Source organism: Actinomadura parmotrematis, from assembly GCF_019458805.1.
GTDB classification, from domain to species: domain Bacteria; phylum Actinomycetota; class Actinomycetes; order Streptosporangiales; family Streptosporangiaceae; genus Spirillospora; species Spirillospora parmotrematis.
The window spans coordinates 100,037-123,357 of record NZ_JAIBOA010000012.1 but is presented as its reverse complement, the minus strand read 5'-3'; the positions used below and the strand labels follow the sequence as shown (position 1 = coordinate 123,357).

Genomic DNA, 23,321 nt, shown 5'->3' with positions numbered 1-23,321 from the left:
TCGCCTGCCACCCCAGGGGCCCTCCTCCAGGCATCCGCCCCTGGAGGGCGGTCCAGGTCCTCGGCTCGCCGTTCTGCGGCCTTCGCGTCGAGCCCTGGAGTGGAGAAGGTGGATCCGAGAGTCAGCGTCATCGTGCCGGTGTACAACTGCAGGCCCAGCCTGGAGCTGACCGTGCGCTCGGTGCTGGAGCAGACGATGCCGCCCGGCGCCGTCGAGCTCATCGCCGTGGACGACGCCTCCACCGACGGCAGCGGCGAGGAGCTGGAGCGCCTCGCCGCCGGGCACCCCCACGTCACCGTCCTGCGCCACGCGACCGGTTCGGGCGGCCCCGGCCGGCCCCGCAACACCGGGCTGGACGCCGCCGCCGGCGAGTACGTGTTCTTCCTGGACGCCGACGACCACCTCGGCCCCGAGGCGCTCGCCCGCTGCGTCGCGATGGCCGACGAGAACGGCACCGACGTGGTGGTGCCCAAGTACGTGGGCGTCGGCCGCCGGGTCAACCGGGCGCTGTTCGAGCGGACCGTCCCCTTCACCACCATCCACGACGCCGTCCCCAACCTGTACGGCAGCCTCACCGCGCTGAAGCTGTACCGCCGCCGGATGCTCGACGAGCACGGCATCCGCTTCCCCGAGCGGGTCCTGTCGGGGGAGGACCAGATCTTCGCGGTGCGCGCCTACTTCGAGGCCAAGGGCGTGTCGGTGCTCGCCGACTACGACTGCTACTACTGGGTCGACCGGTCCGACGGCACCAGCGCCCTGCAGGTCGGCGGCGCGCCCGCCCGCGACTACTTCCCCGAGATCGACAAGCTGCTCGCCTACGTGACCGAGCGGACCGAGCCCGGCCCCGTCCGCGACCGGCTGCTCCGCCGGCACTTCGCCTACGAGGTGTTCTCCCGGTTCGACCGCCGCTACCCCTCCTTCGACGACACCGAGCGCCGCGACACCAAGGAGGGCGCCCGCGCCCTGGTGCGCCGGTACGCCGGGCACGGCGCGCTGAAGGACCTGTCGCCCTACAACCGGGTGCTCGCCCACCTGCTGCGGTCGGGCCACGACGGGCTCGTGGACGAGCTCGCCCGCGTCCACGCCGAGCAGCAGCCGCCGATCGTGGTGGACGGCCGCCGCACCTACCACGCCTACCCCGGCTTCTTCCGCGCCGCCGAGCTCGCCATCCCCGACGAGATGTTCCTGTCCGGGCAGCCCCTGCGGGCGAGCGGCACGGTCACCGCCGTCCGCTGGGACGCCGGGTACCTGGCCGTGGACGGGCACGCCCGCGCCGAGCGCGTCGACGAGCGGGCGCAGCGGGTCGAGCTCGCCCTCCGCGAGCGCGGCGGGGAGCGCGAGTACCGCGTCCCCTTCGACCCCTACCCGCTTCCACCGGCCGCCGGCCGGGGAGCGGCGGCCCCGGCCGCCGCGGCGCCCCGGCTCCGCACCGCGATGATCGACCTCGGGACCGTCGCGGACGGCGGCCCGCTGCCCGCCGGCCGGTGGGACGCGCACGCCGTCGTCTCCCTCCAGGGCGTGGTCGCCGAGACGCGCCTGCTGCGCCCCCGCCCGGACGGCCCCCGCCCGGACGGCGCCGGCGAGGACCCGGCCGCGCCGGGCGCGCGGGTGGCCGCGGTCGCGGCCGGGCCGCCCGTCGTCACCCCCTACTTCACCCCGCACGCGGGCGGTCTCGCGCTGCTCGTCGGCCGCACCGGCGGCGCCGCGCCGCCCGTCGAGGGCGCCACCGTCCACCCGGCCGGGCCGGGCCGCCGCCGGCTGGCGGCCGGGATCGCCACCGCGCTCCCGGGCGCCGACCGCGTCGAGGTGCGGGTGCTGCTCGGCCGCCGGCACGGCGACGAGGTCCGCGCCGTCGCCGCCGCCGTCGCGGCGGACGGCCCCGAGCGCCGCCGCATCACCGCCGAGCTGCCGCTGGAGGACCTGCCCGAGGGGATCTGGGACGTGTCCTACGAGATCAGCGTGGCCGGGGGCACGGTGCGGTTCCGCGCCCCGGCCGCCCCGGAGGCGGCCGCCGCTCCGGACGCGGTGCGCACCAAGAAGGGCAACCTGTCGCTGGTGCGGGCCGCGCCCGCCCGCGGCGGCCGGCTGCGGGTGCTGCGCCGCCTCCTCGGCCGGGCCTGACCGGCCCCGCGGACGCGCGAGCCCCGGACGGCGAGGCCGTCCGGGGCTCGAAGGGGCGGGGCCGCTAGACCGTGGCGCCGAACTCCTGCTCGGCGGGCAGCTGCGCCCGGTAGCCCTCGATCTTGGCGTCCAGCTTGGCCATGCTGCGGCTGTAGTCGCGGCTGGACAGGTAGAACTTGTAGATGATCACCAGCTCGAAGGCGAGCATGCCGACCGCCGACAGCACGGTGACCGGGATGATCGCGCCGGGCAGCGCGGCGGCGATCACCGGGGCGACGATGAACACGCCCATCTGGAACTCGATGCCGCTGATCAGGTGGGGGCGGATCCGGCCGCGCAGCAGCACGTTGCGGATGCGCGCGTACCAGGGGAAGCGCTTGTTGAAGCCGGCCTGCAGCTCGGCGTTCGGGTTCGGCGCGTCGCCGACGACCTGCTCCTCCATGTCGGCCTCGGGGTCGGTGCCGATCGCGGCGTCGGCCGACGACAGCTCGGCGCCGACCTCGCCCGGCGCCGGGGCCTCGCCCCGCGCCTGCCGCACGGCGAGCTGGAGCGCGGCGGCCTCCTCGCGGCCCTTCACCAGCTTGGAGCGCATCTGGTTGCGGACCTTGTAGATCTCCAGCGCGTCCATGTACCGCAGCATGTCGAGGAACACGACGGCGACGGCCGTCCACACGTACGCCACGTTGCCGGTGGCGGCGTACTGGCCGCCCATCAGCGCGATCGCGCAGGCGAGCACGCGGACCCGGTCGAAGATGTAGTCCAGCCAGGCGCCGAACACCGAGCCGGTGCCCTTCAACCGGGCGATCTTGCCGTCCATGCAGTCGAGCGTGAAGGACAGGTGGTAGAGGAGCGCGCCGAGCAGCAGGAACGGCCAGGTCGCGACGGCGTAGCAGGCGCCGGCGGCGAGGCCGAGGATGAGCGCGCCGACGGTGAGCTGGTTCGGCGTCACGCGGGTGCGGTTCGCGGTGAAGCGCACCAGCCGGGAGGCGAGCGGATCGACCAGCAGCACCGTCCACCACGCGTCACGCGCCTTGTACGTCCGTTGCCGGACGTCGTCGAGCGTGAAGTTCGCCATGGAGAGCTGTCCTTTCATCATGGAACGTGGCCTCCCGGTCGCGCCGTGGGACGGGCCGCGGGAGCCTGGGAAGTGCGCGGCGCGCCTCGTCCCCCACGATCGCACGCCGTCGCCCGGGAGCGCCGGAGACCGATGCTATCGGGTGCCGGTCACCGGACATTCGCCACATATTCGCCCTGTGGCCCGTTCGTGATCACCCTGTGCCGGGGCCGGCACCGCGCGGACGCGCCGGTCAGGGCCCCGCGAGGATCCGGTCGACCGCCCGCGCCGCGGCGTTCCCGTCGTCCCAGGCGCAGAACTTCGCCTGGAACGCGCGGTAGCGGTCCGCGTACCCGGGGGTGAGGTCGTCCACGTCCCGGATCGCGGCGATCAGCTCGTCGGAGGTGGCCACGAGCGGCCCCGGCGACTCGGCCTCCAGGTCGAAGTAGAAGCCGCGGAGCTGGTCGCGGTAGCGCTCCAGGTCGTAGGTGAAGAACAGCTGGGGGCGGCCGGTGACGGCGAAGTCGAACATCACCGACGAGTAGTCGGTGATCATGATGTCGGAGACCAGGTAGAGCTCGGCGATGTCGGGGTAGCGGCTCACGTCCACCACGAACCGGCCGTCCGCGCCGGTCACGCCGCCGCCGAGGTTGAAGTGGCCGCGGACGAGCAGCACGTGGTCGTCGGACAGGGCCGCGCGGGCCGCGTCGAGGTCGAAGCGCAGGTCCATGCTGTAGCCGCCGGCGCGGGCCTGGTCGTCGCGCCACGTCGGCGCGTACAGCACCACCCGCTTGCCCTCGGGGACGCCGAGCAGCTTGCGGACGGCGGACGCGCGCTCGGCGTCGCCGCGGACCGGCAGGTCGTTGCGCGGGTAGCCGGACTCCAGCAGCTCGCCGTCGAAGCGGAACGCCCGCCGCATGATCGGGGAGGAGAACGGGTTGGGCGACACCAGCGCGTCCCACTGGGCGACGTCGGCGCTGAACCGGCGCAGGTAGTCCTGGGCGTTCTTGAACTGGGGCCGCTCGATGTCGTAGCCGATCCGCTTCAGCGGCGTGCCGTGCCAGGTCTGCAGGTAGAACTGGCCCGCGCGCTTGTCCAGCCACTCCGGCATCGGGTCGTTGCCGACCAGGTACCGGGCCTGCGCGAGCGCCTCGAAGTGGGCGCGGCTGCCCTGCAGGACGGTGCGGGCGCCCTCGGGCGCCTGGTAGCGGCCGTCCAGCGTGATCCAGACGTACTCCAGGTCGGGACGGCGGCGCACCATCTCCTCGTAGATCGCGCGGGGGCTGTCGGAGTACTGGCGGCCGCGGAAGCTCTCGAACACCGCGAGGTCGCGGAGCGGCTGGCGGCGGAACGCCGGGTACTCGCGCAGCGCGATGCGCTTCAGGCCGAAGACGCCGCGCTCCTCGTCGGCGAGGGCGGTGCGCACCTCCAGCCGCAGCGAGTCGCCCTGGTAGGTGTGCAGGCGCAGCTCGTGCAGGCCGGCGAACTCCTGCGGCGGCAGGTCGGCGAGCGAGCTGCGCGCCACCGACACCGGCACCTCGCGGGCGCCGACCCGGACGAAGAAGCCCCAGAACCCGCCGGCGAGCGGCAGCAGCTGCCCGAACTGCGGCACGCGGGTCGGATCGAACTCGGCGGTGAACCGCGCTCCGTCCCAGGAGACGGGGAACTCGGCGGTGTCGCCGCCGCCGCGCAGCCGGACGAGCATCCGCTCGGGGCGGTCGTCGCCCGCCAGCTCGCCGCGCAGCACGAGCCGGCCGTCCGGCCCCCACGCGGCGCTGGTCACCGAGGGCCGCAGCGAGCGCTCGATGATCCGCAGGTTGCCGAACTTGGTGCGGGTCACCACGAGCTCGTCGGAGCCGAGCGGGTGCCGCAGGTCCACGTCGTCGGCGACGGTCAGCCGGAGCGGCTTGGCGGTGCCCGGGAGCGCGAGCGAGACGTCCCAGTCGAGGCCCTCGGCGACCCAGGCGGACGGGCCGGCGGCCGTGTCCGGGGAGTGCGAGGCCATGGCGCCGGCCGGGATCACGGCGCGGAAGGAGCCGCCGTCCAGGGCGGCGGGCAGCCGGACGGTGTCCATGCCCTGGCGCCGGTCCAGCCGGAGCTCGCCGGTGCCGGAGCGGTGGCCGGCGAGGCGGCCCGCGAGGACGATGCCGTCGCCCTCGACGCGGGCCTCGGTCACCTGCGCGGTGAGCGCGCGGACCTGGAGCGCGAACCGGTCGCCCGGCATGGTCACCGGGCGGATCGACAGGTCCCGGCCCGCCTGCCAGGCGTTGGCCCAGCGCACGTCGCTCCGGCGCGGGCCGCCGACGGGGCCGCGCAGGGCGAGCCCGCCGGGCGCGGTCACCTCGGCGTGCAGCTCCCAGTTGCCGGTGCGGAACCCCTTCAGGCCGGGCAGCGAGGCGGAGCGCAGGAACCGGTACTTGCCCGCCTTCAGGTCGGCGGGGTCCACCTCGACCTTGAAACCGGCCCAGTCGTAGTCGGCGGCGGCGCGGCGCGCGTCGGCGGACACGTCGGGCCGGTGCACGCGGGCGGCGGGCAGCTCGACGGTCGCGCCCGAGCGGGTGTGCTGGAGCCAGACCCGCACCGCGGGCGACTCCGGCTCGCCGGGGGGCGTCATCGGGATGCGGGTGATGTAGGCGTGCCCGGCGATGTGCAGCCGCCCGTCCCGCCACCAGGCGGTGTCGGCGCGGCCGATGAAGGACAGCTCGTCGGTGACGTCGTACAGCTCGTCGGGGACGCCGCGGGCGGGGTCGTCGAAGAACGGGTAGACGCCGTACCAGCGGTCGCCGCGGCGCACCACGTCGGCGGTGAAGATCTGCGCCTGCTGGTAGGCGAGCATGGTCAGCAGCTCGTCGGTCCGGCCGGTGGACACGAAGTGGTACTTCAGCCGCTTCAGCGCGGTCAGCTCGCGCATCATCCCCGCGTCGGTCTCGGCGAGCACCTCGTTCACCTGCGCGCGCAGCCGCTCGCGGTACTCGGGGCCGCCGTCGCCCGCCACGTCGATGTAGAGCGGCAGCTCCCCGGCGAGCACCGAGGTGAGCTGGGCGCGCCAGAGCTCGGGGGAGCGGTCCTTCAGGAAGTCGGTGACGGCGCGGGTGCTGCGGACCCGGTCCTCCAGGTTGCCGGGCTCGGTGCGCCGCTGCGTGATCGACTGGGACTCGCCCTCGCGCTCGCGCCAGTAGTAGACGACGTCGTCCAGGACGTCGACGGCGGAGGCGAGGAAGTGGGCCGGGATCGTCACGGGCGCGTCCTCGTACAGCCCGGCCGGGAAGGCGAAGCCGTGCTCCCGGAAGAACTCGCGGCGGAACACCTTGTTCCAGGCGGTGCGGTCGCCGAGCAGGTCGGGGCGCCGGGAGACGTGGGTCCGCTTGTCGGTGACCCGGAACATCTCGGTGTGCATGGGGGACCGGCGGGGGCCGGCCGAGGTGAGGCGGCGCACCGCGCCCGCGACGAGGTCCGAGCCGGTCTCCTGCAGGGTGCCGACCATCAGCTCGTAGGCGTAGCGCGGGACCACGTCGTCGGAGTCCAGGAACGCCAGGTAGGTGCCGGTGGCGGCGGCGGCGCCGGTGTTGCGGGCCGGGCCGAGGCCCTGGTTCTCCTGGGTGATCAGCGTGAACCGGTCGTCGGCGGCGGCGAACCGGCGGGCGATCTCGGCGCTGCCGTCGGGCGAGCCGTCGTCGACCATCAGCACCTCGACGTCGCGGAGCGTCTGGTGCTGCACCGACTCCAGGCAGTCCGCGAGGTACTCCTCGACGTTGTAGAACGGCACGACGACGCTGAGCAGCGGTGACACGTCTCTCCTGATCACACCGGCGCGCCGGGCGCCGTCACGGTCGCCCGCGCCGAGGCGGCACGGGCGGAAGCGCCCCGCGGGCGCTGGGGGGACGGATGGCAGATTATCGGATGGGGTCGCGGGCCAGTGCCGGGCGGCGTCATCGGCCGGGGCCCGGCGGGGGGCCGCCGGGGGCGCCCGCCGGGGCGGCGGGGGCGCCGACGGGGCGGGACGCGCCGGGGCGGCGGAGGCCGGTGAAGGCCCAGGTCATCTTGGGTTCCAGGGCCCAGCTCATGCACTTCACGACCGGCTTGGAGCAGAGGAAGGTGCCGACGACGCAGGCGCCCGCCATCACCGCGAGGACGCCGGGGATCGTGTGCATCCAGGGCTCGCCCCACCAGCCGGCGAACTGGAGCAGGCGGGTGACGAACCCGTGCAGCAGGTAGGCGTACAGGGTGGTGGAGCCGAGCGCGGTGAACCAGGTGTGCCGCTTCGGGACCAGGGTGAGGAACGCCGCGACGAGCACGATGGAGCAGGCGAACATGCCGAGCCGCATGCCGGTGCCGACGAGGTTGCCGACGCCGAGCTCGGAGTGCGGGTCCTTCCAGTAGATCCAGTCCTTGTTCATGTGGTGCATGGCCAGGTACGACACGCAGAGGCCGGTGGCGAGGACGGCGATCCCGGCGACGCGCGCGGCGGGCCGTTTGACGATCTCGAAGTGCTCGGGCTTCAGCATCAGCCCGAACACGTAGAACGGCAGCAGCCCGATCACCCGGTGGATGTTGAAGGTGCCGCCGAGGTCGCTCATGTAGGACAGCAGCGAGAACACCAGCGCGACGGCGAGCGGCCAGCGGATCTGCTGCCAGACCGGGGTGGACAGCCGCCACATGAACAGCGCGCAGAGGAACCAGGTGAGGAAGTAGGGCTTGAGCAGGCTGATCTCCAGGTCGTTGCGGCCGACCAGCCAGTCGTACACCGAGTAGGCGATCTCGAACACCACGTACGGCACGCCGACGTTGGTGATGAGCTTGCGGGCCTTGCCGCCGGAGAACGTCCAGTTCCGCGAGAAGTAGCCGGTGATCACGATGAACAGCGGCATGTGGAACATGTAGATGAAGATGTACAGCCCGCGCGCGAAGTCGACGTTGAGCAGCTGCGCGAGGCAGTGCCCCATCACCACCAGCAGGATCGCCAGGAACTTGGCGTTGTCGAAGAACGGGTCGCGCTGCCGGCGCGGCCTGGCGGGCGGGGCGTCCGCGCTCCCGGCCGCGGGGGCGGGGGCGGGGGCGCCGGGCGGGAGTGCGGGGGCCGGCGGGGGAGCGGGGGAACCGGTGGTGTGGATCATGGGCCTTCCGGACGGGTCGGCGTCACCCGGCCGGCGGACCGGACCCGGAGCGGTGCGCGGCGGGTCCGGCCCGCCGGATCAGGTCGTCTTCTTGCAGATGTCGTCGCTGGCCCGGATCTCGCCCTGCTGGGTCGGGATGCCGGACTTGGCGCGCAGGCCCTCGTAGTCGGCGCCGATGAACAGGTCGACGGTGCCGGCGACGCCCTTCGCGCGGGCGGCGGGGGCGGGGGCGTTCTTCAGCGCCTGGGCGAGGGTGACGGCCTGCTGGTCGGCGCCGCTGCCGAACATCACCTTGGTGGTGGCGCTGTTCGGGGCGTTGCCGGCCACCTCCACCTGGAAGCCCTGCGCCTCCAGGTCCTGGGCGACCCGGCCGGCCCGGCCCGAGATGCCGGAGGAGTTGTAGACGCGGACCCGCACCTGGCTCGCCGGGATCTTCGGGGCGGCCTGCTTGGTCTCGGTCTGCACCGTCTTGTCGTTGCGGATCGTCTGGAAGAAGGGCTGCGCGGCCGAGGTCAGCGCGACCCGGTTCGGGTCCAGCGGGTCGGGGCCGGAGGGCACCGTGACGAAGCGCAGCTTGCCCGAGGAGATCCCCGACATGCCCTTGGCGATCGACATGATGCCGGTGGCGTTGAGCTGGGTGTCGGTGGTGAGGGACTGGGTGCCCGCCTGCACCAGCTTGAACAGCTTGGTGGGGTTGGACAGCGTGCCCGCGCTCAGCACCTTGTTGGCGAGGGCGCCCATGAACTGCTGCTGGCGCTTGATGCGCTGGGTGTCGGAGCCGTCGCCGAGACCGTGCCGGTTGCGCACGTAGGCGAGCGCCGTCTCGCCCTTGATGACGTGCCGCCCCTTGGACAGGTGCAGCTTGGAGTCCTTGTCGTCGACGTCCTTCGGCAGGCAGACCGGGACGCCGCCGACGGCGGTCGTGATGGACTTGAACCCGGTGAAGTCGACCTGCATGAAGTGGTCGATGTGGATGTCGCTCATCTTCTCGATCGTCTTCACCACGCAGAGCGCGCCGTACTTGGCGCCGCCGGTGGTGAAGGCCGAGTTGATCTGGCCGCGGTTGGTCGCCGCCGAGTAGCCGGTCCCGGTCTTGCAGGAGGGGATCGGCACCATGAGGTCGCGCGGGAAGCTGATGCCCATCGCCTGGGTGCCGCCCGGGGACAGGTGCAGCAGGATCATCGTGTCCGAGCGCGGCGCCTCGTTCTTCATCGACCGCCCGTAGGAGGCGTTCGCGCCCGCGCGGGTGTCGGAGCCGATCATCAGGATGTTCAGCGCGCTGTTCAGCTTCTTCGGCCGGTCGGGCCCGACGTCGTCCAGGTTCTGGTGGCCGATGTTGCCCATGGCGTCGCGGTAGAAGCCGTACGCGGTGAGGGATCCGGCCACCATGACCGCCGACAGGCCGACCGACACCCAGCCGAGGATGCGCCAACCGCGCCGGCGCGGCGGTTGCGGATCGGCGTCGTCGACGTACTCCATGTACAACGGGTTACTGTTCATCGGCTCCGGCGCAGGGCGTGAAGGCCCGCTTTCTGGGGGTCGGGAGTCTCGGGACGCCCAAGGGGGTCGGGAGACAGAGGGTAGGTCAGGGGAGGCGCCGCACGGACCCGGATGCGTCATTCCATCCGGCCGCACCCGCCACCGCGGTCACGTTCTCCAGGGCGATACGACGCTCGCGACGAGCTTCGTCGGGGTTGCGTTGGATTATTGCGGAAGATCCTGAGATTAGCGGTGCGAGCAGTCCGGCCAGAAGGCCGTCCCATGTGACGAACGGCATGTCAACCAGAAGGCGGTCCTGCACGTCCAGCTCCCATTTCGCGGCCGCGGCGCGGGCCTCTCGCACCAGCTCGGCCCCACTGTATGTGATCTTTGTCATGACCAGGGCCGGTTCGTCAGGATTTATCGGGGTAGCGGCGGCGAACCGGTCGCCGTACCCGCGGACCTCGGCCGCGTAGTCGGTGACGCCGCCCGGGACGGCGGCGAGCGGGCCACCGAGCGAGTGCAGGGACAGCCCGACGACCTCCGCCGCGTCCGGGAAGGCGGCCAGAGCGTCCGCGAGCGCCTCCTCGGCCGCGACGACGATGTAGTCACCGCTGTCACCGCCGGTGACGGCCGGGCCGGCCGCCTCGGCGAGCGCCGCCGGCCCGCCCCCCGCCGCGTCCCACACCGGGACGGCGACGGCGCCGGCCGTCCAGCACGCCATCAGCCAGACCGCGGTCTGCCAGTGCGGCGGCAGCACGAGCACCACCGGCGTGCCCGGCTCGGCGGCGAGGCCGTCGACGAGCAGGTTCGCGGTCTTGGCGACCCAGTTGTCGAAGGTGCGCGCCGACAGCTCGATCCGCTCGCCGGTCGCGTCGTCGTAGAAGGTCACGAGCGGCCGCGCCGGATCGGCGGCGACGCGGTGCCGGAGCAGCCCGGCCGGGTCCGAGGTGGTCATAGGGGCGAGCGTAGGGCCGGCGCGGCCCGCCCGCCCGCACCGGGCGGGCGGCGCGCGGCCCGCTTGCTCCGGTCACCCTGCGTGAGTACGATCGGCCCCGATCGACCGGATCGCCCGGCGGGCGGGACCGTCCCAGGTGGCACGGGGCGGCGCACCGGCACCCGCATCTGACACCCAGGGGGCACATGTGAGCGCGGGCCGGCTGCTCGCGCGGCTCACGGTCGCCCCCGCCCTGCTCACCGTCGCCGGGCTCGCCGTCGGCCTGCCGCTGCTGTTCGCCGACCTGTTCCGCTTCGGCCCCGCCCTCCTGCTCGTCCCGCCGGTCGCCGCCGTGCTGCTCTGGCTCGGCCTGCGCGACCCCGACCCCGAGAGCGCGGGCGACGGCGTCCTCGGCCGGGTGTCCTGGTGGTCGACGGGCGGCGTCATCGCGGTCGCCCTGGTGTTCCTCGCCGTGCAGTCCTGGATGTGCGCCGAGCAGATCATCGTGCGCCGCGACCCGGCGTCCTACGCCCAGTTCGGCACCTGGCTCGCCGAGCACGGCTCGCTGCCGATCCCGCAGATGCGCTGGGCCTTCGGCGGCGACGACCCGGCGCTCGGCTACGCGAGCCCGGCCTTCTACGAGCAGCCCGGGGACGTCCTCGTCCCGCAGTTCATGGCGGGCCTGCCGCTGCTGCTCGCCTTCGGCGCCTGGATCGGCGGCACGCACGGGCTGCTGCTCATGGGCCCGCTGCTCGGCGCCGCGTGCGTGCTGTCCTTCGGCGGCGTCGTCGCCCGCTACGTCGGGCCGCGCTGGGCGCCCGCCGGGGCGCTGCTGCTCGCCCTCACCACCCCGATGATCTGGGTGTCGCGGACGACGCTCAGCGAGCTGCCCGCCCTCGTCATGCTGCTCGGCGCGCTCGCCCTGCTGTACGACGTGCGGGCCGCGGCGGCGTCCGGGCGGACCCGCACGGTCCGCTCCAAGGCGTTCCTCGCCGGCCTCACCCTCGGCCTGATCGTGCTGACCCGCATCGACGCGCTGCGCGACCTGCTGCCGTTCGTGGCGTTCGCCGGGCTGCTCGTCGCGCGCCGCCGCCGCTCGGGGTACCCGTTCGCGGCGGGCCTCACGGTCGGGGCGGGCGCCGGGCTGCTGGAGGGGTTCGTGCTGTCCCGGCCCTACCTGCACTACCTGCACGCCTCGGTCGAGCCGCTGCTCGCGATGACCGCCCTGGTGATCGCCGCGACGGCCGGGCTGGTGGTGGTGCTCCGGGCGCCGGCGGCGGCGGACCGGCTCGCCGCCGCCGGGCGGGCCGTCGCGCGCGGCCGGCTGCCGGGCGCCGCGGCCGTGCTGACGCTGCTGGTGTTCGCGGCGTTCGCGGCCCGCCCCGCCTTCCAGACCGTCCGCCGCGTCCCGGCCAACGCCGACGACCGGCTGAACGCCGGCTTCATCGAGGCGGTGCAGCGCATCGACGGGCTGCCGGTCGACGGCACCCGCCAGTACGGCGAGCTGTCGCTGTACTGGGTGATCTGGTACATCGGCGTGCCCGCCCTGCTGCTCGCGGTGCTCGGCGCCGCGCTGCTCGCGCGGCGGCTGCTGCGCGGCCGGTCGGCCGAGTGGCTCGCGCCGTTCGCGGCGATCATGTGGACGACGCTGACCACCCTGGTCCGCCCGGCGATCACCCCGGACCACCCGTGGGCGACCCGGCGGCTCGTCGCGGTGGTCGTCCCGGGCCTGCTGCTCCTCGCGCTCTGGGGCACCGCCTGGGCGATGCGCCGGGTCCGGCGCGCCGGGTACGGCCGGTGGGCGGTCCGCGCCGCCGCCGTCGCGGCCGCCGCCGCGCTGGCGGTCCCGGTCGCGATCTCCTCGGCGGGCCTCGCCGCCGCGCGCACCGACCGGGGCGAGGTCGCCGCGGTGCGCCGCATGTGCACCGCGTTCGGCGGCGCCGGGCACTCGATCATCGTCGTGGACACCGTCACCGCCGACCGCTTCCTCCAGGTGATCCGGGGGATGTGCGGGCTGCCCGCCGCGCGCCTCCTGCCCGGCGCGGGGCAGGCCGACGTGCAGCGCGTCATGGGCAAGGTCGTGAAGGCCGGGCGGCGGCCGGTCGTGGTGGGCGCGCAGGCCGCGCAGGTCGCGCCCTACGGACCGCCGACGCAGGTCATGGCGCTGCGCGCCCGGCAGGACGCGCGCACGCTGGACCGGCCGCCGTCGGGCACCTGGGGCCTCGCGATCGACGTGTGGGCGGCCGAGCCGCAGCTGCCCTGACGGCGCCCCGGCGCCCGCCGGACCGGTGCCCGGGGAGGTGATCGGCTTCGCCGGCCCGCCGGGGCGGGTATTCTCGCGCTGCGTGAGCACCGACCCCACCGCGCCGCCGTCCGAGCCCGTCCACGTCACGATCGTGCTGCCCTGCTACAACGAGCAGGACCACGTCATCGACGAGGTCGAGCGGATCACCAAGGCGATGGACAACAGCGGGAAGTCCTACGAGCTGCTGGCCGTCGACGACCGCTCCACCGACGAGACCCTGGCGCGGCTGGAGGAGGCGGCGCCGCGCTTCCCGCGGATGCGCATCATGCGCTTCCAGCACAACAGCGGGTCCGGCACCGTCCGCCGGATCGGCACGCAGCAGGCGCGCGGTGAGATCGTCGTCTGGACCGACGCCGACATGACCTACCCGAACGAGCGGATCCCCGAGCTCGTCGACATCCTGGACGACGACCCGGCGGTGGACCAGGTCGTCGGCGCGCGCACCAGCGAGGAGGGCACCCACAAGGTGCTGCGGGTGCCGGCCAAGTGGTTCATCCGCAAGGTCGCCGAGCGGCTCACCAACTCCAAGATCCCGGACCTGAACTCGGGGCTGCGCGCGTTCCGCCGCGAGGTGTCGCTGCCCTACCTGCGGCTGCTGCCGCCCGGGTTCTCCTGCGTCACCACGATCACCATCGCGTTCCTGGCCAACCAGCACCCGGTCCGCTACGAGCCGATCGGCTACGCCAAGCGGGCGGGCACGTCCAAGTTCCACTTCTTCAAGGACGCCTACCGCTACATCCTCCAGGTGCTGCGGATGGTCATGTACTTCAACCCGCTGAAGGTGCTGATGCCGCCGGCGCTCTGGCTGATCGTCATCGGGTTCGCCAAGGGCGTGTTCGACATGGTGTGGCACTTCGGCTACTTCGCCAACAACACCATCATGATCTTCGTGACGGGGCTGATCATCGGGTCGATGGCGCTGCTCGCCGACCTCATCGTCCGCTCCCGAGGGGACGTCTGACCCGTGGCGGAGAAGCGGCGCGTCGCGATCGTCGGGCCGGCGTTCCCGTACAAGGGCGGCGGCGCCCACCACACCACCGAGCTGGCGCACCGCCTCGCGGCCGCGGGCCACGACGTGCGCATCGAGTCGTGGCGGGCGCAGTACCCGGGGTTCCTCTACCCGGGGCGGCAGACGATCGACGAGCCGGAGGGCGAGCCGTTCCCCGGCACCGCCCGCGACCTGGACTGGCGGCGCCCGGACGGCTGGTGGCGCGCCGGCCGCGCGCTCCGCTCGGCCGACCTCGTGGTGCTCGCGGTGCTGAGCCCCGTCCAGGTCCCCGCCTACCTCGGCATCCTGGCGGGGCTGCGGCGCGGCACGCCGGCCGTCGCGCTCTGCCACAACGTGCTGCCGCACGAGCGCAAGCCCTACGACCGGCCGCTGATGAAGGCGCTGCTGAAGCGGGTGGACGGCGTCCTCGTGCACTCGGACGAGCAGGCCGCCCTGGCGCGCGGCCTCACCGGCCGGCCGGTGACGGTCGCCGAGATGCCGGCGCACTTCCCGACTCCGGCGGGCGGGGACGGCGGCGGCGCCGTGCCCGTCCACGAGCACCTGCTGTTCTTCGGCATGATCCGCCCCTACAAGGGCCTGGACGTGCTGCTCCGCGCCCTCGCCGCGAGTTCGGCCAAGGCGACGCTGACGGTCGCGGGCGAGTTCTGGGGCGGCCTGGACGAGACGCGCGCGCTCGTCGCCTCGCTCGGCCTGTCCGACCGCGTCGAGCTGCGGCCCGGCTACGTGCCCGCCGCCGACGTGCCGGGCCTGTTCGCGGCCGCCGACGCGCTCGTCCTGCCCTACCGGACGGCGACGGCGTCGCAGAACGTGTGGATGGCGGCCGAGTACGGCGTCCCGGTCATCGCGACCCGCGTCGGCGGGTTCCCCGACCAGGTCCGCGACGGCGTGGACGGGCTGCTCTGCGACCCGGACGACGCCGCGTCCCTGGCGGCGGCGCTCGACCGGTTCTACGCGCCGGGGGAGCCGGAACGGCTGCGGGCCGCGGTCGAACGCGTCGACCACGGCCCGCTGTGGGACGCCTACACCGCCGCGCTGCTCGGAGCGGCGCGCGGTTAGAGGTGGGGCTCGATGGCCTTCAGCAGGGCGCGCTTCGGCTTGGCGCCGGTGATCTGCTCGACGACCTCGCCGCCCTTGTAGAGCAGCAGTGTCGGCAGGCCGAGCACGCCGTACTTGCCGGGCGTGAGCGGGTTGGCGTCGTAGTCCATCTTGACGATCTTCAGCTTGCCGTCCTGCTCGGCGGCGATCTGGTCGAGCACCGGCGCGATCATCTTGCAGGGGCCGCACCACTCGGCCCAGAAGTCGACCAGCACGGGGGTCTCGCTGGCGAGGACCTCGGCGTCGAACGTCGCGTCGGTCACGGTGGTCGTAGAGCTCACGCTCGCTCCTCTTTCGTCGGCTGCCTGTCGGGGACAAGTTCCGGGGCGGCCGCCGCATTCCCGGCGGTATCGCTCCGGGCCGCCGCGGCGGCGCGGTCGCGGCGCTCGCGGGCGGCGGCGCGCCCCATCAGCACCGCGACGCCCGCGCCGATCAGGTCGGCGACGGTGAGCAGCACCCGGGAGGCGACGGCGACGATCGGCGCGCCGACCGGCAGCACCGGGTTCAGCACCAGCACCATCGCGGCCTCGCGGGCGCCGAGCCCGCCGGGGGCGATGAACACCAGGAAGCCCGCGACGAACGCGAGCGCGTAGGCGCCGGTCGCGAGGAACGGCAGGCCCGCGCCCGAGCCGCCGACGGCGAGGCAGAGCAGCCAGATGTGCACGCCGAACAGCGCCCAGGCGACGAGCGTCCAGGCGATCGCGTGCAGCGTCGCGCGGACGCTGACCGGCTTCTCCAGCGGCGTGCGGCGGGCCAGCCGCAGCACCAGGTTGATGCCCCACGTCACGATCTTGGGGTGCAGCATCGCGAGCAGCACCGGCGCGAGCAGGAACAGCCACCAGTACTTCTCGCGGGCGGCCGGGGAGGTGAGCGGCAGCGTCGCGGCGGCGACGGCGAGCCCGCAGGCCATCGACGTGGCCACCGCGATCATCGTGGCGGAGAAGCTGCGCTCGGCGGGCACCTCGTGCTCGCGCGACAGCTCGATCTGGGTGACCAGCGCCCACACCTTGCCCGGCACGTACTTGCCGAGCGCGGAGATCGCGGTGATGCGGAACGCGGCGCGCAGCGGCAGCGGGGAGCCCATGCCCTGCACGAAGACCCGCCAGGCCAGCATCCAGGCCCACAGGCCGCCGCAGCCGGCGGCGAGCGACCCGAGCAGCGTCGGCGCCGACATCCGCTCGAACGCCTCGACCGTCTCGTCCCACTGCGACGCGAGGCTGTACGCGCAGAAGCCCAGGGCGAGCAGGACGAGCAGCACGCGGAGCACCCGGAGGGCGAGGGCCTTGGCAGTCACCTGCCACAGAGTAGGCGACGGGGCTCTACCCTAGGACCGATGAAGATCTCGGATGTGGTCGCCTTCATGGGGCACCAGGTGCATGTCTGCCGGTACCGCGAGGCCGGGACGCTGCTCGACTGGATGGGTCGCGACCTGCGCGGGCGCCGCGTGCTGGACGTCGCCGGCGGCGACGGCTACTGGGCCGGGCAGGCCGCCAAGCGCGGCGCGCAGGCCGTCTCCATCGACCTCGCCCGCAAGAAGATGCTGTACGGGCGGACCCTCGCGCACCCGCCCGCGCTGGTGGAGTGCGACGCGCTGCGGCTGCCGTTCGCCGACGGGTCCTTCGACGCGATCCTGTCCGTCTGCGCGATCGAGCACTTCGACGACGGCGGCACCTCCCTGGACGAGATGGCCCGCGTGCTGAAGCCCGGCGGCCGGATCTTCATGTCCGCCGACGTGCTGAGCCGCGCCGACGCCTGGCCGAAGCTGCGCGACGCGCACAAGGCCAAGTACCACGTGCAGCACACCTACACCCACGGCTCCCTGGCGAAGCTGATGGACGAGCGCGACCTGGACGTGGAGCGCCACTCCTACCAGTTCCGCACCGCCGCCGCCGAGCGCCTCTACCTGTCGCTGTCCACCTACGGCGGCCGCGTCGGGTTCAACGCGGCGGCGCCGCTCGCGCCGCTCGTCGCGCTCGGCGACCGGAGCGCCCCGAACGAGCGCGGCAGCATCGTCCTCGTCCAGGCCCGCAAGCGCGGCGCACCGGCGTAGGGTCGGGCGGCAGGGGTGACCTGCGTCACTCCGGCCGGGCCGGGGAGGGCCCGGCCGCGTCGGTAGGCTCGCCCGGTCGAGGAAGGGAGACCGTTGGAAGCGATCTTGTTGGTCGGGGGGCAGGGCACCAGGCTGCGCCCGCTGACCATCTCCACCCCCAAGCCGCTGCTGCCCACCGCGGGCGTCGCCTTCCTCGCGCACCAGCTCGCGCGCGCGCACGCCGCGGGAGTCACCCGCATCGTGTTCGCGACGTCCTACCGCGCGGAGATGTTCGAGGCGGCGTTCGGCGAGAAGGCGTTCGGCGTCGAGCTCGACTACGTCAGCGAGGCGCGCCCGCTCGGCACCGGCGGCGCGATCCGCAACGCCGCGCGCGCGCTGCGCTCGGAGCCGGACGACCCGATCCTCATCCTGAACGGCGACATCCTGTCCGGCCACGACGTGCGGGCGCAGGTCGCGCTGCACACCGGCGCGGACGCCGACGTCACCCTGCACCTCACCACCGTCGAGGACCCGTCCCGCTACGGCGTGGTGACGACCGACGGCGACGGGCGGGTGACGGCGTTCCTGGAGAAGACCAACCGGCCGCCGACCAAGCAGATCAACGCGGGCTGCTACGTGTTCCGCCGCTCGGCCATCGACGGCATCGCCGACGGCGAGGTCGTGTCGGTCGAGCGCGAGACGTTCCCCGGGCTGATCTCCTCGGGGCGCCTGGTGATGGGCTACGTCGAGTCGGGCTACTGGCTCGACGTCGGCACCCCGCAGGCGTTCGTGCGGGGCTCGCGCGACCTGGTCCGCGGCGAGATCGCCTCGGCGGCGATGCCGGGCGAGCCGGGCGAGCGGCTGGTGCTGGACGGCGCGGTCGTCTCGCCGCGCGCCGTCGTGCGCGGCGGCACGACCGTCGGGCGCGGCGCCGAGATCGAGGGCGGCGCCACCGTGATCGGCAGCATCCTGCAGGACGGCGCGTTCGTCGCCGAGGGCGCCACCGTGCGCGACTCGGTGATCGGGCGCGGCGCGCGGGTCGGCGCGGGCGCCCTGCTGGACGGCGCGATCCTCGGCGACGGCGCGTCCGTCGGGCCGGGCAACGAGCTGTGCGGCGGGCTGCGGCTCTGGCCGGGCATCTCGCTGCCGCCGACCGCGGTCCGCTTCTCGCCGGACGCCTGAGCGCGTGAGCGTCACGGCGGCGGGCCCGCTCACCCGGGCGTGGACGCCGCCGTGGCCGCTGGACCTGCACGCGGTGCTGTCGCCGCACCGGCGCGGCACCGGCGACCCGGCCTTCGCGATCGACGCCTCAGGCGCCGTCCGGCGCGCCTCGTTCACCCCGGACGGCCCCGGCACGCTGCGCCTCGCGCTGACCGGCGGCACCGTCCACGCCGCCGCCTGGGGGCCCGGCGCGGCCTGGCTGCTGGACGGCGTCCCCGAGCTGCTCGGCGCCGCCGACACCGCGGCCGCGTTCGCGCCGGGCGGCCACGCCCTGCTGTCCCGGCTCGCCGGCGAGCAGCCGGGCCTGCGGATCGGCCGGACGCGCCGCGTCTTCGAGGCCCTGGTGCCGGCGGTGCTGGAGCAGAAGGTCGTCACCACCGAGGCGTGGCGCGCCTGGCGCTACCTGCTGCGCCGCTTCGGCATGCCCGCGCCCGGCGCCCCCGACCTGCGGGTCCCGCCGCCGCCGAGGGTCTGGGCCGCGATCCCCTCGTGGGAGTGGCACCGGGCCGGCGCCGAGGCCGTCCGCGCCCGGACGATCATCGGGGCGGCGCGGGTCGCGGACCGGCTGGAGGCCGACTGCGCCGAGGGCCGGCTGCGGTCGCTGCCGGGCGTCGGGGTCTGGACGGCCGCCGAGGTCCGCCAGCGCGCGGCCGGCGACCCCGACGCCGTCTCGGTGGGCGACTACCACCTGGCCTCCCGGGTCGGGTGGGCGCTCACCGGCGAGCCGGTGGACGACGCGGGGATGCTGGAGCTGCTCGCGCCGTTCGCCGGCCACCGGCACCGCGTCACCGTCCTGCTCGCAGCGGTCGGCGGTGGGCGGCCGCGCCGCGCCCCGCGCATGCCGGTGCGCGACTACCGCTCGTTCTGACGGGCCGGTCCGCCGGGGCGGCCTCGGCGACGATCTCGGGGGAGCGGCCGGTGACGCGGCGCAGGCACCGCTCGCCGAAGCTGCCGGGCGCCCAGTCGCGGCCGTCCCGGGAGTCGGCGCCGAACAGGGCGCCGAGGAGGCCGAAGGCGGCGACGGTGACGAGGAGGGCGAGGAAGGTCATCATGGGATCGGTCCCTTTCCAGCGGTGTGGGGTGGGGCCTGGCCGGGCCCCGGGGACGTTCCCGCGGGTTCGTGACTCCAGTGTGGGCGGATCGCACCCTTCAGGTCCAGCGACCTTTTCTGCAGCGTTCGTGTAAGAATCGCTTCACCATGTTGGATCTGGGCCGGTTGCGCATCCTGCGCGAGCTCCGCCGCCGCGGCACCGCGGGCGCGGTCGCCGAGGCCCTCGGGTACAGCCCGTCGGCGGTGTCCCAGCAGCTCGCGCAGCTCCAGCGCGAGGTCGGCGTGCCGCTCGTCGAGCGGGCCGGGCGCCGCCTCCGGCTCACCGCGGCGGGCGAGGCGCTCGCCGGGCACGCCGACGCCCTGCTGGACGGCGCCCGCCGCGCCGAGGAGGACGCCCGCGCCGCGAGCGGCCGCGTCACCGGGCGCGTCGAGGTCGTCGGGTTCCAGACCGCGATCCTGCACCTGCTGGCGCCCGCGCTGCCGCGCCTCGCCGCCGCCTACCCCGACCTCGTCGTGGAGATCCACGACGACGAGTACGTGCGCGTCCTGCAGGCGCTGGTGCAGCAGGAGGTCGACCTCGTCCTGTCCTGCGAGTACTCGCACGTGCGGGCGCCCGCGCACCCCGAGCTCGCCGAGGAGGTGCTGTTCACCGAGCCGATGCGGCTGCTGCTGCCCGAGCGGCACCCGCTGGCGCTCGCCGCCGGGCCCGTCCGGCTCGCCGACCTCGGGGGCGCGACGTGGGCGACCGGGCACCTCGGCACCGGCCACGCCGACGTCGTCGCGAGCGCCTGCGCCGAGCTCGGCGGCTTCCGGCCCGACGTCCGGCAGCGCTCCAACGACCTGCTCGTCATCTTCGCGATGGTGCGCGCCGGGTCGGCCGCGATCGTGCCGGAGCTGGCGATGGAGCAGGAGCCGCCCGGCGTCGCCGTCCGGCCGATCGCCGAGGCCGACGTGCGGCGCCGCATGGTGCTGCGCTGGCGGACCGGCGCCGACGCGCGCCCGCCGGTGCGGGCGGTGCTGGACGAGGTGCGCGCGCGGGCCGCGGCGCTCGCCGCCGAGCGCCCGGCGCTCGCGCGGGAATAGCGCGGACGCGCGCGCGGCTGTGCCTTCCGGACGGTCCCGACGGCGTCCCCCGCGCGGCGCGGAATATGACGATTGGCATAGAGTGCCCGCATGACCGCAAGCGCAGCACAGACCGCAGGCGCAGCACGGGCCGGGGCGCGGGCATGACCCACCCGGTGACGGACAACGCCCTGCGCCGGGCCCTGGCACGGGTCCGCGACGGCAAGACACTCGACCGATCCGAGGCGACCACCCTGCTGCACGCGCGCGGCGCGCAGCTGGGCGACCTGCTCACCCACGCGGCGCGGATCCGCGACGCCGGCCTGGAGGCGGCCGGGCGGCCCGGCGTCGTCACCTACAGCCGCAAGGTCTTCATCCCGCTGACCCGGCTCTGCCGCGACCGCTGCGGCTACTGCACCTTCGCGACCGTCCCGCACCGCCTGGAGTCGCCCTACCTCAGCCCGGACGAGGTGCTGGAGATCGCCCGGCAGGGCGCGGCGCTCGGCTGCAAGGAGGCGCTGTTCACCCTCGGCGACCGGCCCGAGGACCGCTGGACCGCCGCCCGCGACTGGCTGGACGCGCACGGCTACGACGACACCCTGTCCTACGTCCGCGCGATGGCCGTCCGCGTGCTGGAGGAGACGGGCCTGCTCCCGCACCTCAACCCCGGCGTGCTCACCTGGCGCGACTTCCAGCGGCTGAAGCCGGTCGCGCCGTCCATGGGCATGATGCTGGAGACGACCGCGACGCGGCTGTTCAGCGAGAAGGGCGGCCCGCACTACGGCTCGCCCGACAAGGACCCGGCCGTCCGGCTGCGCGTCCTGGAGGACGCCGGCCGCACCAACGTCCCGTTCACCACCGGCATCCTCATCGGCATCGGCGAGACCGTCGCCGAGCGCGCCGACGCGCTGTTCGAGATCCGCCGGACGATGCGCGAGTACGGGGCGGTGCAGGAGGTCATCGTCCAGAACTTCCGCGCCAAGCCCGACACGAAGATGAGGGCGACGCCGGACGCCGAGCTGGACGAGCTCGCCGCCACCATCGCCGTCGCCCGCGTCGTCCTCGGCCCGAAGGCCCGCATCCAGGCCCCGCCGAACCTGGTCGACGACGAGTACGCGCTGATGCTGCGCGCCGGCATCGACGACTGGGGCGGCGTCTCGCCGCTGACCCCCGACCACGTCAACCCCGAGCGCCCCTGGCCGCAGATCGACGAGCTCGCCGCCCGCACCGCCGACGCCGGCTTCACGCTGCGCGAGCGCCTCACCATCTACCCCGAGTACGTCAAGCGCGGCGAGCCGTGGCTCGACCCGCGCCTGGCCGGGCACGTCGCCGCGCTCGCCGACCCGGCGACCGGCCTCGCCCGCGAGGACGCCGTCCTGGAGGGCCGCCCCTGGCAGGAGCCCGACGGCGGGTTCGCCGCGCTCGCCCCGTCCGGCCGCACCGACCTGCACGTCGAGATCGACACGAGCGGGCGGACGTCGGACCGGCGCGAGGACTTCGACTCGGTCTACGGCGATTGGGACGCGCTGCGCGACCGCTTGCCCGCGGCTGTTCAGTGGGGGGTCGCCCCCCCTCGGGCAGACGGAGCCCCGCAGCGGTTCGACTCCGACGTGGCGTCCGCGCTGGCCGCCGCCGAGCGCGACCCGGCGGGCCTCAGCGACGACCAGGCGCTCGCCCTGCTGCACGCCGACGGCCCCGAGCTGGACGCGCTCGCCCGCCTCGCCGACGACCTGCGGCGCGACACCGTCGGCGACGAGGTCACCTACGTCGTCACCCGCAACATCAACTTCACCAACGTCTGCTACACCGGCTGCCGGTTCTGCGCGTTCGCGCAGCGCCGCACCGACGCCGACGCCTACACCCTCTCGCTCGCGCAGGTCGGCGACCGGGTGGACGAGGCGTGGGCGGCGGGCGCCACCGAGATCTGCATGCAGGGCGGCATCCACCCCGACCTGCCCGGCACCGCCTACTTCGACCTCGCCCGCGAGGTGAAGCGCCGCGCGCCCGATATCCACCTGCACTCCTACAGCCCGATGGAGGTCGTCAACGGGGCGTCCCGCACCGACCTGTCGATCCGCGAGTGGCTGATCGCGGCGCGCGAGGCGGGCGTCGACTCGCTGCCGGGCACCGCCGCCGAGATCCTCGACGACGAGGTCCGCTGGGTCCTCACCAAGGGCAAGCTGCCGACCGACCAGTGGGTCGAGGTCGTCACGACCGCGCACGAGGTCGGCATCCCGACGACGTCCACGATGATGTACGGGCACGTCGACACGCCCTCGCACTGGGTCGGGCACCTGCGGCTGCTCCGCTCGATCCAGGAGCGGACCGGCGGGTTCAGCGAGTTCGTGCTGCTGCCGTTCGTGCACCACAACTCGCCGATCTACCTGGCGGGGCTCGCCCGGCCGGGGCCGACGGCGCGCGAGAACGTCGCCGTCCACGCCCTCGCGCGGATCCTGCTGCACGGCGCGATCGCCAACATCCAGACGTCCTGGGTCAAGCTCGGCGACGAGCTGTGCACGCGCGTCCTCCAGGGCGGCGTCAACGACCTCGGCGGCACCCTGATGGAGGAGACGATCAGCCGGATGGCCGGGTCGGAGAACGGCTCCTTCAAGGCCATCAGCGAGCTGGAGGCGATCGCGGCGGCGGCCGGGCGCCCGTCCCGGCAGCGCACCACCCTGTACGGGGAGGTCCCCGCCGAGCGCGTCGAGGCGGCCCGCCGCACCGACGGCATCGGCCACTTCGGCGCCGGCCGCGGCCTGCCGCTCGTCACCCGCTGACGCGCGTCCCGGGACGCCCCGCGCGGGGCGTCCCGGGACGCGTCCATGCCAGGGATTGACGATCCCT

The 23,321-nt window shown here is 74.3% G+C and carries 17 protein-coding genes; 9 read left to right on the top strand and 8 right to left on the bottom strand.

Annotated elements, in window-relative coordinates; all coding sequences use genetic code 11:
- Nucleotides 1-108 precede the first annotated feature (108 nt).
- Nucleotides 109-2,121: a glycosyltransferase family 2 protein gene (locus K1Y72_RS19750; RefSeq protein WP_220167865.1), complete on the top strand. Its 2,013-nt coding sequence runs from the start codon at nucleotides 109-111 to the stop codon at nucleotides 2,119-2,121.
- A gap of 64 nt (nucleotides 2,122-2,185) precedes the next feature.
- Here K1Y72_RS19750 and K1Y72_RS19745 read toward each other — a convergent pair whose 3' ends face one another.
- The 5 genes from K1Y72_RS19745 to K1Y72_RS19725 all read right to left on the bottom strand — a co-directional run bounded on the left by K1Y72_RS19745 (nucleotide 2,186) and on the right by K1Y72_RS19725 (nucleotide 10,726).
- Nucleotides 2,186-3,196: a CDP-alcohol phosphatidyltransferase family protein gene (locus K1Y72_RS19745; RefSeq protein ID WP_220167864.1), complete on the bottom strand. Its 1,011-nt coding sequence runs from the start codon at nucleotides 3,194-3,196 to the stop codon at nucleotides 2,186-2,188.
- 232 nt (nucleotides 3,197-3,428) lie between these two features.
- Nucleotides 3,429-6,965 carry a bifunctional glycosyltransferase/CDP-glycerol:glycerophosphate glycerophosphotransferase gene (locus K1Y72_RS19740; protein ID WP_220167863.1) on the bottom strand — a complete coding sequence of 1,179 codons (3,537 nt, stop codon included), beginning with the start codon at nucleotides 6,963-6,965 and terminating at the stop codon, nucleotides 3,429-3,431.
- Nucleotides 6,966-7,104: 139 nt separating this feature from the next.
- Entirely contained in the window at nucleotides 7,105-8,289 is a 1,185-nt protein-coding gene (locus K1Y72_RS19735) for an acyltransferase family protein (RefSeq protein ID WP_220167862.1), read from the bottom strand.
- 78 nt (nucleotides 8,290-8,367) lie between these two features.
- The gene (locus K1Y72_RS19730) at nucleotides 8,368-9,768 is read right to left on the bottom strand and encodes an LCP family protein (RefSeq protein ID WP_258572894.1); all 1,401 of its coding nucleotides are present in this window, start codon (nucleotides 9,766-9,768) and stop codon (nucleotides 8,368-8,370) included.
- Nucleotides 9,769-9,874: 106 nt separating this feature from the next.
- Nucleotides 9,875-10,726 carry a TIGR03089 family protein gene (locus K1Y72_RS19725; RefSeq protein ID WP_220167860.1) on the bottom strand — a complete coding sequence of 284 codons (852 nt, stop codon included), beginning with the start codon at nucleotides 10,724-10,726 and terminating at the stop codon, nucleotides 9,875-9,877.
- 187 nt (nucleotides 10,727-10,913) lie between these two features.
- On the opposite strand from K1Y72_RS19725, the gene K1Y72_RS19720 reads away from it, so the two are divergent.
- From K1Y72_RS19720 to K1Y72_RS19710, 3 genes are all read left to right on the top strand, one after another.
- Entirely contained in the window at nucleotides 10,914-12,968 is a 2,055-nt protein-coding gene (locus K1Y72_RS19720; protein WP_220167859.1) for a hypothetical protein, read from the top strand.
- A gap of 82 nt (nucleotides 12,969-13,050) precedes the next feature.
- Nucleotides 13,051-13,971, top strand: coding sequence for a glycosyltransferase family 2 protein (locus K1Y72_RS19715; protein WP_220167858.1), 921 nt, complete (start codon nucleotides 13,051-13,053; stop codon nucleotides 13,969-13,971).
- Nucleotides 13,972-13,974: 3 nt separating this feature from the next.
- On the top strand, nucleotides 13,975-15,075 hold the full coding sequence (locus K1Y72_RS19710; RefSeq protein WP_220167857.1) for a glycosyltransferase family 4 protein: 1,101 nt from the start codon (nucleotides 13,975-13,977) through the stop codon (nucleotides 15,073-15,075).
- Here the strand turns inward: K1Y72_RS19710 and trxA are convergent.
- Together trxA and K1Y72_RS19700 are read right to left on the bottom strand one after the other, a co-directional pair.
- A complete protein-coding gene (gene trxA, locus K1Y72_RS19705; RefSeq protein WP_220167856.1) occupies nucleotides 15,072-15,395 on the bottom strand; it encodes a thioredoxin in 324 nt (107 codons plus the stop codon). The two genes, K1Y72_RS19710 and trxA, sit on opposite strands and share 4 nt — an antisense overlap.
- Entirely contained in the window at nucleotides 15,392-16,408 is a 1,017-nt protein-coding gene (locus tag K1Y72_RS19700; RefSeq protein ID WP_220167855.1) for a lysylphosphatidylglycerol synthase transmembrane domain-containing protein, read from the bottom strand. Before K1Y72_RS19700 ends, trxA begins: the two co-directional genes overlap by 4 nt.
- Nucleotides 16,409-16,447: 39 nt before the next feature.
- Here K1Y72_RS19700 and K1Y72_RS19695 point away from each other — a divergent pair, with 39 nt between their 5' ends.
- The 3 genes from K1Y72_RS19695 to K1Y72_RS19685 all read left to right on the top strand — a co-directional run bounded on the left by K1Y72_RS19695 (nucleotide 16,448) and on the right by K1Y72_RS19685 (nucleotide 19,232).
- A complete protein-coding gene (locus K1Y72_RS19695; RefSeq protein ID WP_220167854.1) occupies nucleotides 16,448-17,164 on the top strand; it encodes a class I SAM-dependent methyltransferase in 717 nt (238 codons plus the stop codon).
- Nucleotides 17,165-17,269: 105 nt separating this feature from the next.
- On the top strand, nucleotides 17,270-18,325 hold the full coding sequence (manB, locus tag K1Y72_RS19690) for a mannose-1-phosphate guanylyltransferase (RefSeq protein WP_258572891.1): 1,056 nt from the start codon (nucleotides 17,270-17,272) through the stop codon (nucleotides 18,323-18,325).
- Between the two features lie 4 nt (nucleotides 18,326-18,329).
- Complete coding sequence (locus K1Y72_RS19685; RefSeq protein ID WP_220167852.1) at nucleotides 18,330-19,232, top strand: DNA-3-methyladenine glycosylase family protein; 903 nt, start codon at nucleotides 18,330-18,332, stop codon at nucleotides 19,230-19,232.
- Here the strand turns inward: K1Y72_RS19685 and K1Y72_RS19680 are convergent.
- On the bottom strand, nucleotides 19,150-19,416 hold the full coding sequence (locus tag K1Y72_RS19680) for a hypothetical protein (protein WP_220167851.1): 267 nt from the start codon (nucleotides 19,414-19,416) through the stop codon (nucleotides 19,150-19,152). The two genes, K1Y72_RS19685 and K1Y72_RS19680, sit on opposite strands and share 83 nt — an antisense overlap.
- Before the next feature lie 146 nt (nucleotides 19,417-19,562).
- Here K1Y72_RS19680 and K1Y72_RS19675 point away from each other — a divergent pair, with 146 nt between their 5' ends.
- Nucleotides 19,563-20,498 carry a LysR family transcriptional regulator gene (locus tag K1Y72_RS19675; protein WP_220167850.1) on the top strand — a complete coding sequence of 312 codons (936 nt, stop codon included), beginning with the start codon at nucleotides 19,563-19,565 and terminating at the stop codon, nucleotides 20,496-20,498.
- 143 nt (nucleotides 20,499-20,641) lie between these two features.
- A complete protein-coding gene (locus K1Y72_RS19670) occupies nucleotides 20,642-23,254 on the top strand; it encodes a bifunctional FO biosynthesis protein CofGH (protein WP_220167849.1) in 2,613 nt (870 codons plus the stop codon).
- Nucleotides 23,255-23,321: the final 67 nt, after the last annotated feature.

Coding starts and splice junctions, on each gene's coding strand:
- K1Y72_RS19725 (WP_220167860.1), bottom strand. CDS start 10,726: ATGACCACCTCGGACCCGGCCGGGCTGCTCCGGCACCGCGTCGCCGCC.
- K1Y72_RS19745 (WP_220167864.1), bottom strand. CDS start 3,196: ATGGCGAACTTCACGCTCGACGACGTCCGGCAACGGACGTACAAGGCG.
- K1Y72_RS19670 (WP_220167849.1), top strand. CDS start 20,642: ATGACCCACCCGGTGACGGACAACGCCCTGCGCCGGGCCCTGGCACGG.
- K1Y72_RS19680 (WP_220167851.1), bottom strand. CDS start 19,416: ATGATGACCTTCCTCGCCCTCCTCGTCACCGTCGCCGCCTTCGGCCTC.
- K1Y72_RS19675 (WP_220167850.1), top strand. CDS start 19,563: ATGTTGGATCTGGGCCGGTTGCGCATCCTGCGCGAGCTCCGCCGCCGC.
- K1Y72_RS19730 (WP_258572894.1), bottom strand. CDS start 9,768: ATGGAGTACGTCGACGACGCCGATCCGCAACCGCCGCGCCGGCGCGGT.
- K1Y72_RS19695 (WP_220167854.1), top strand. CDS start 16,448: ATGAAGATCTCGGATGTGGTCGCCTTCATGGGGCACCAGGTGCATGTC.
- K1Y72_RS19735 (WP_220167862.1), bottom strand. CDS start 8,289: ATGATCCACACCACCGGTTCCCCCGCTCCCCCGCCGGCCCCCGCACTC.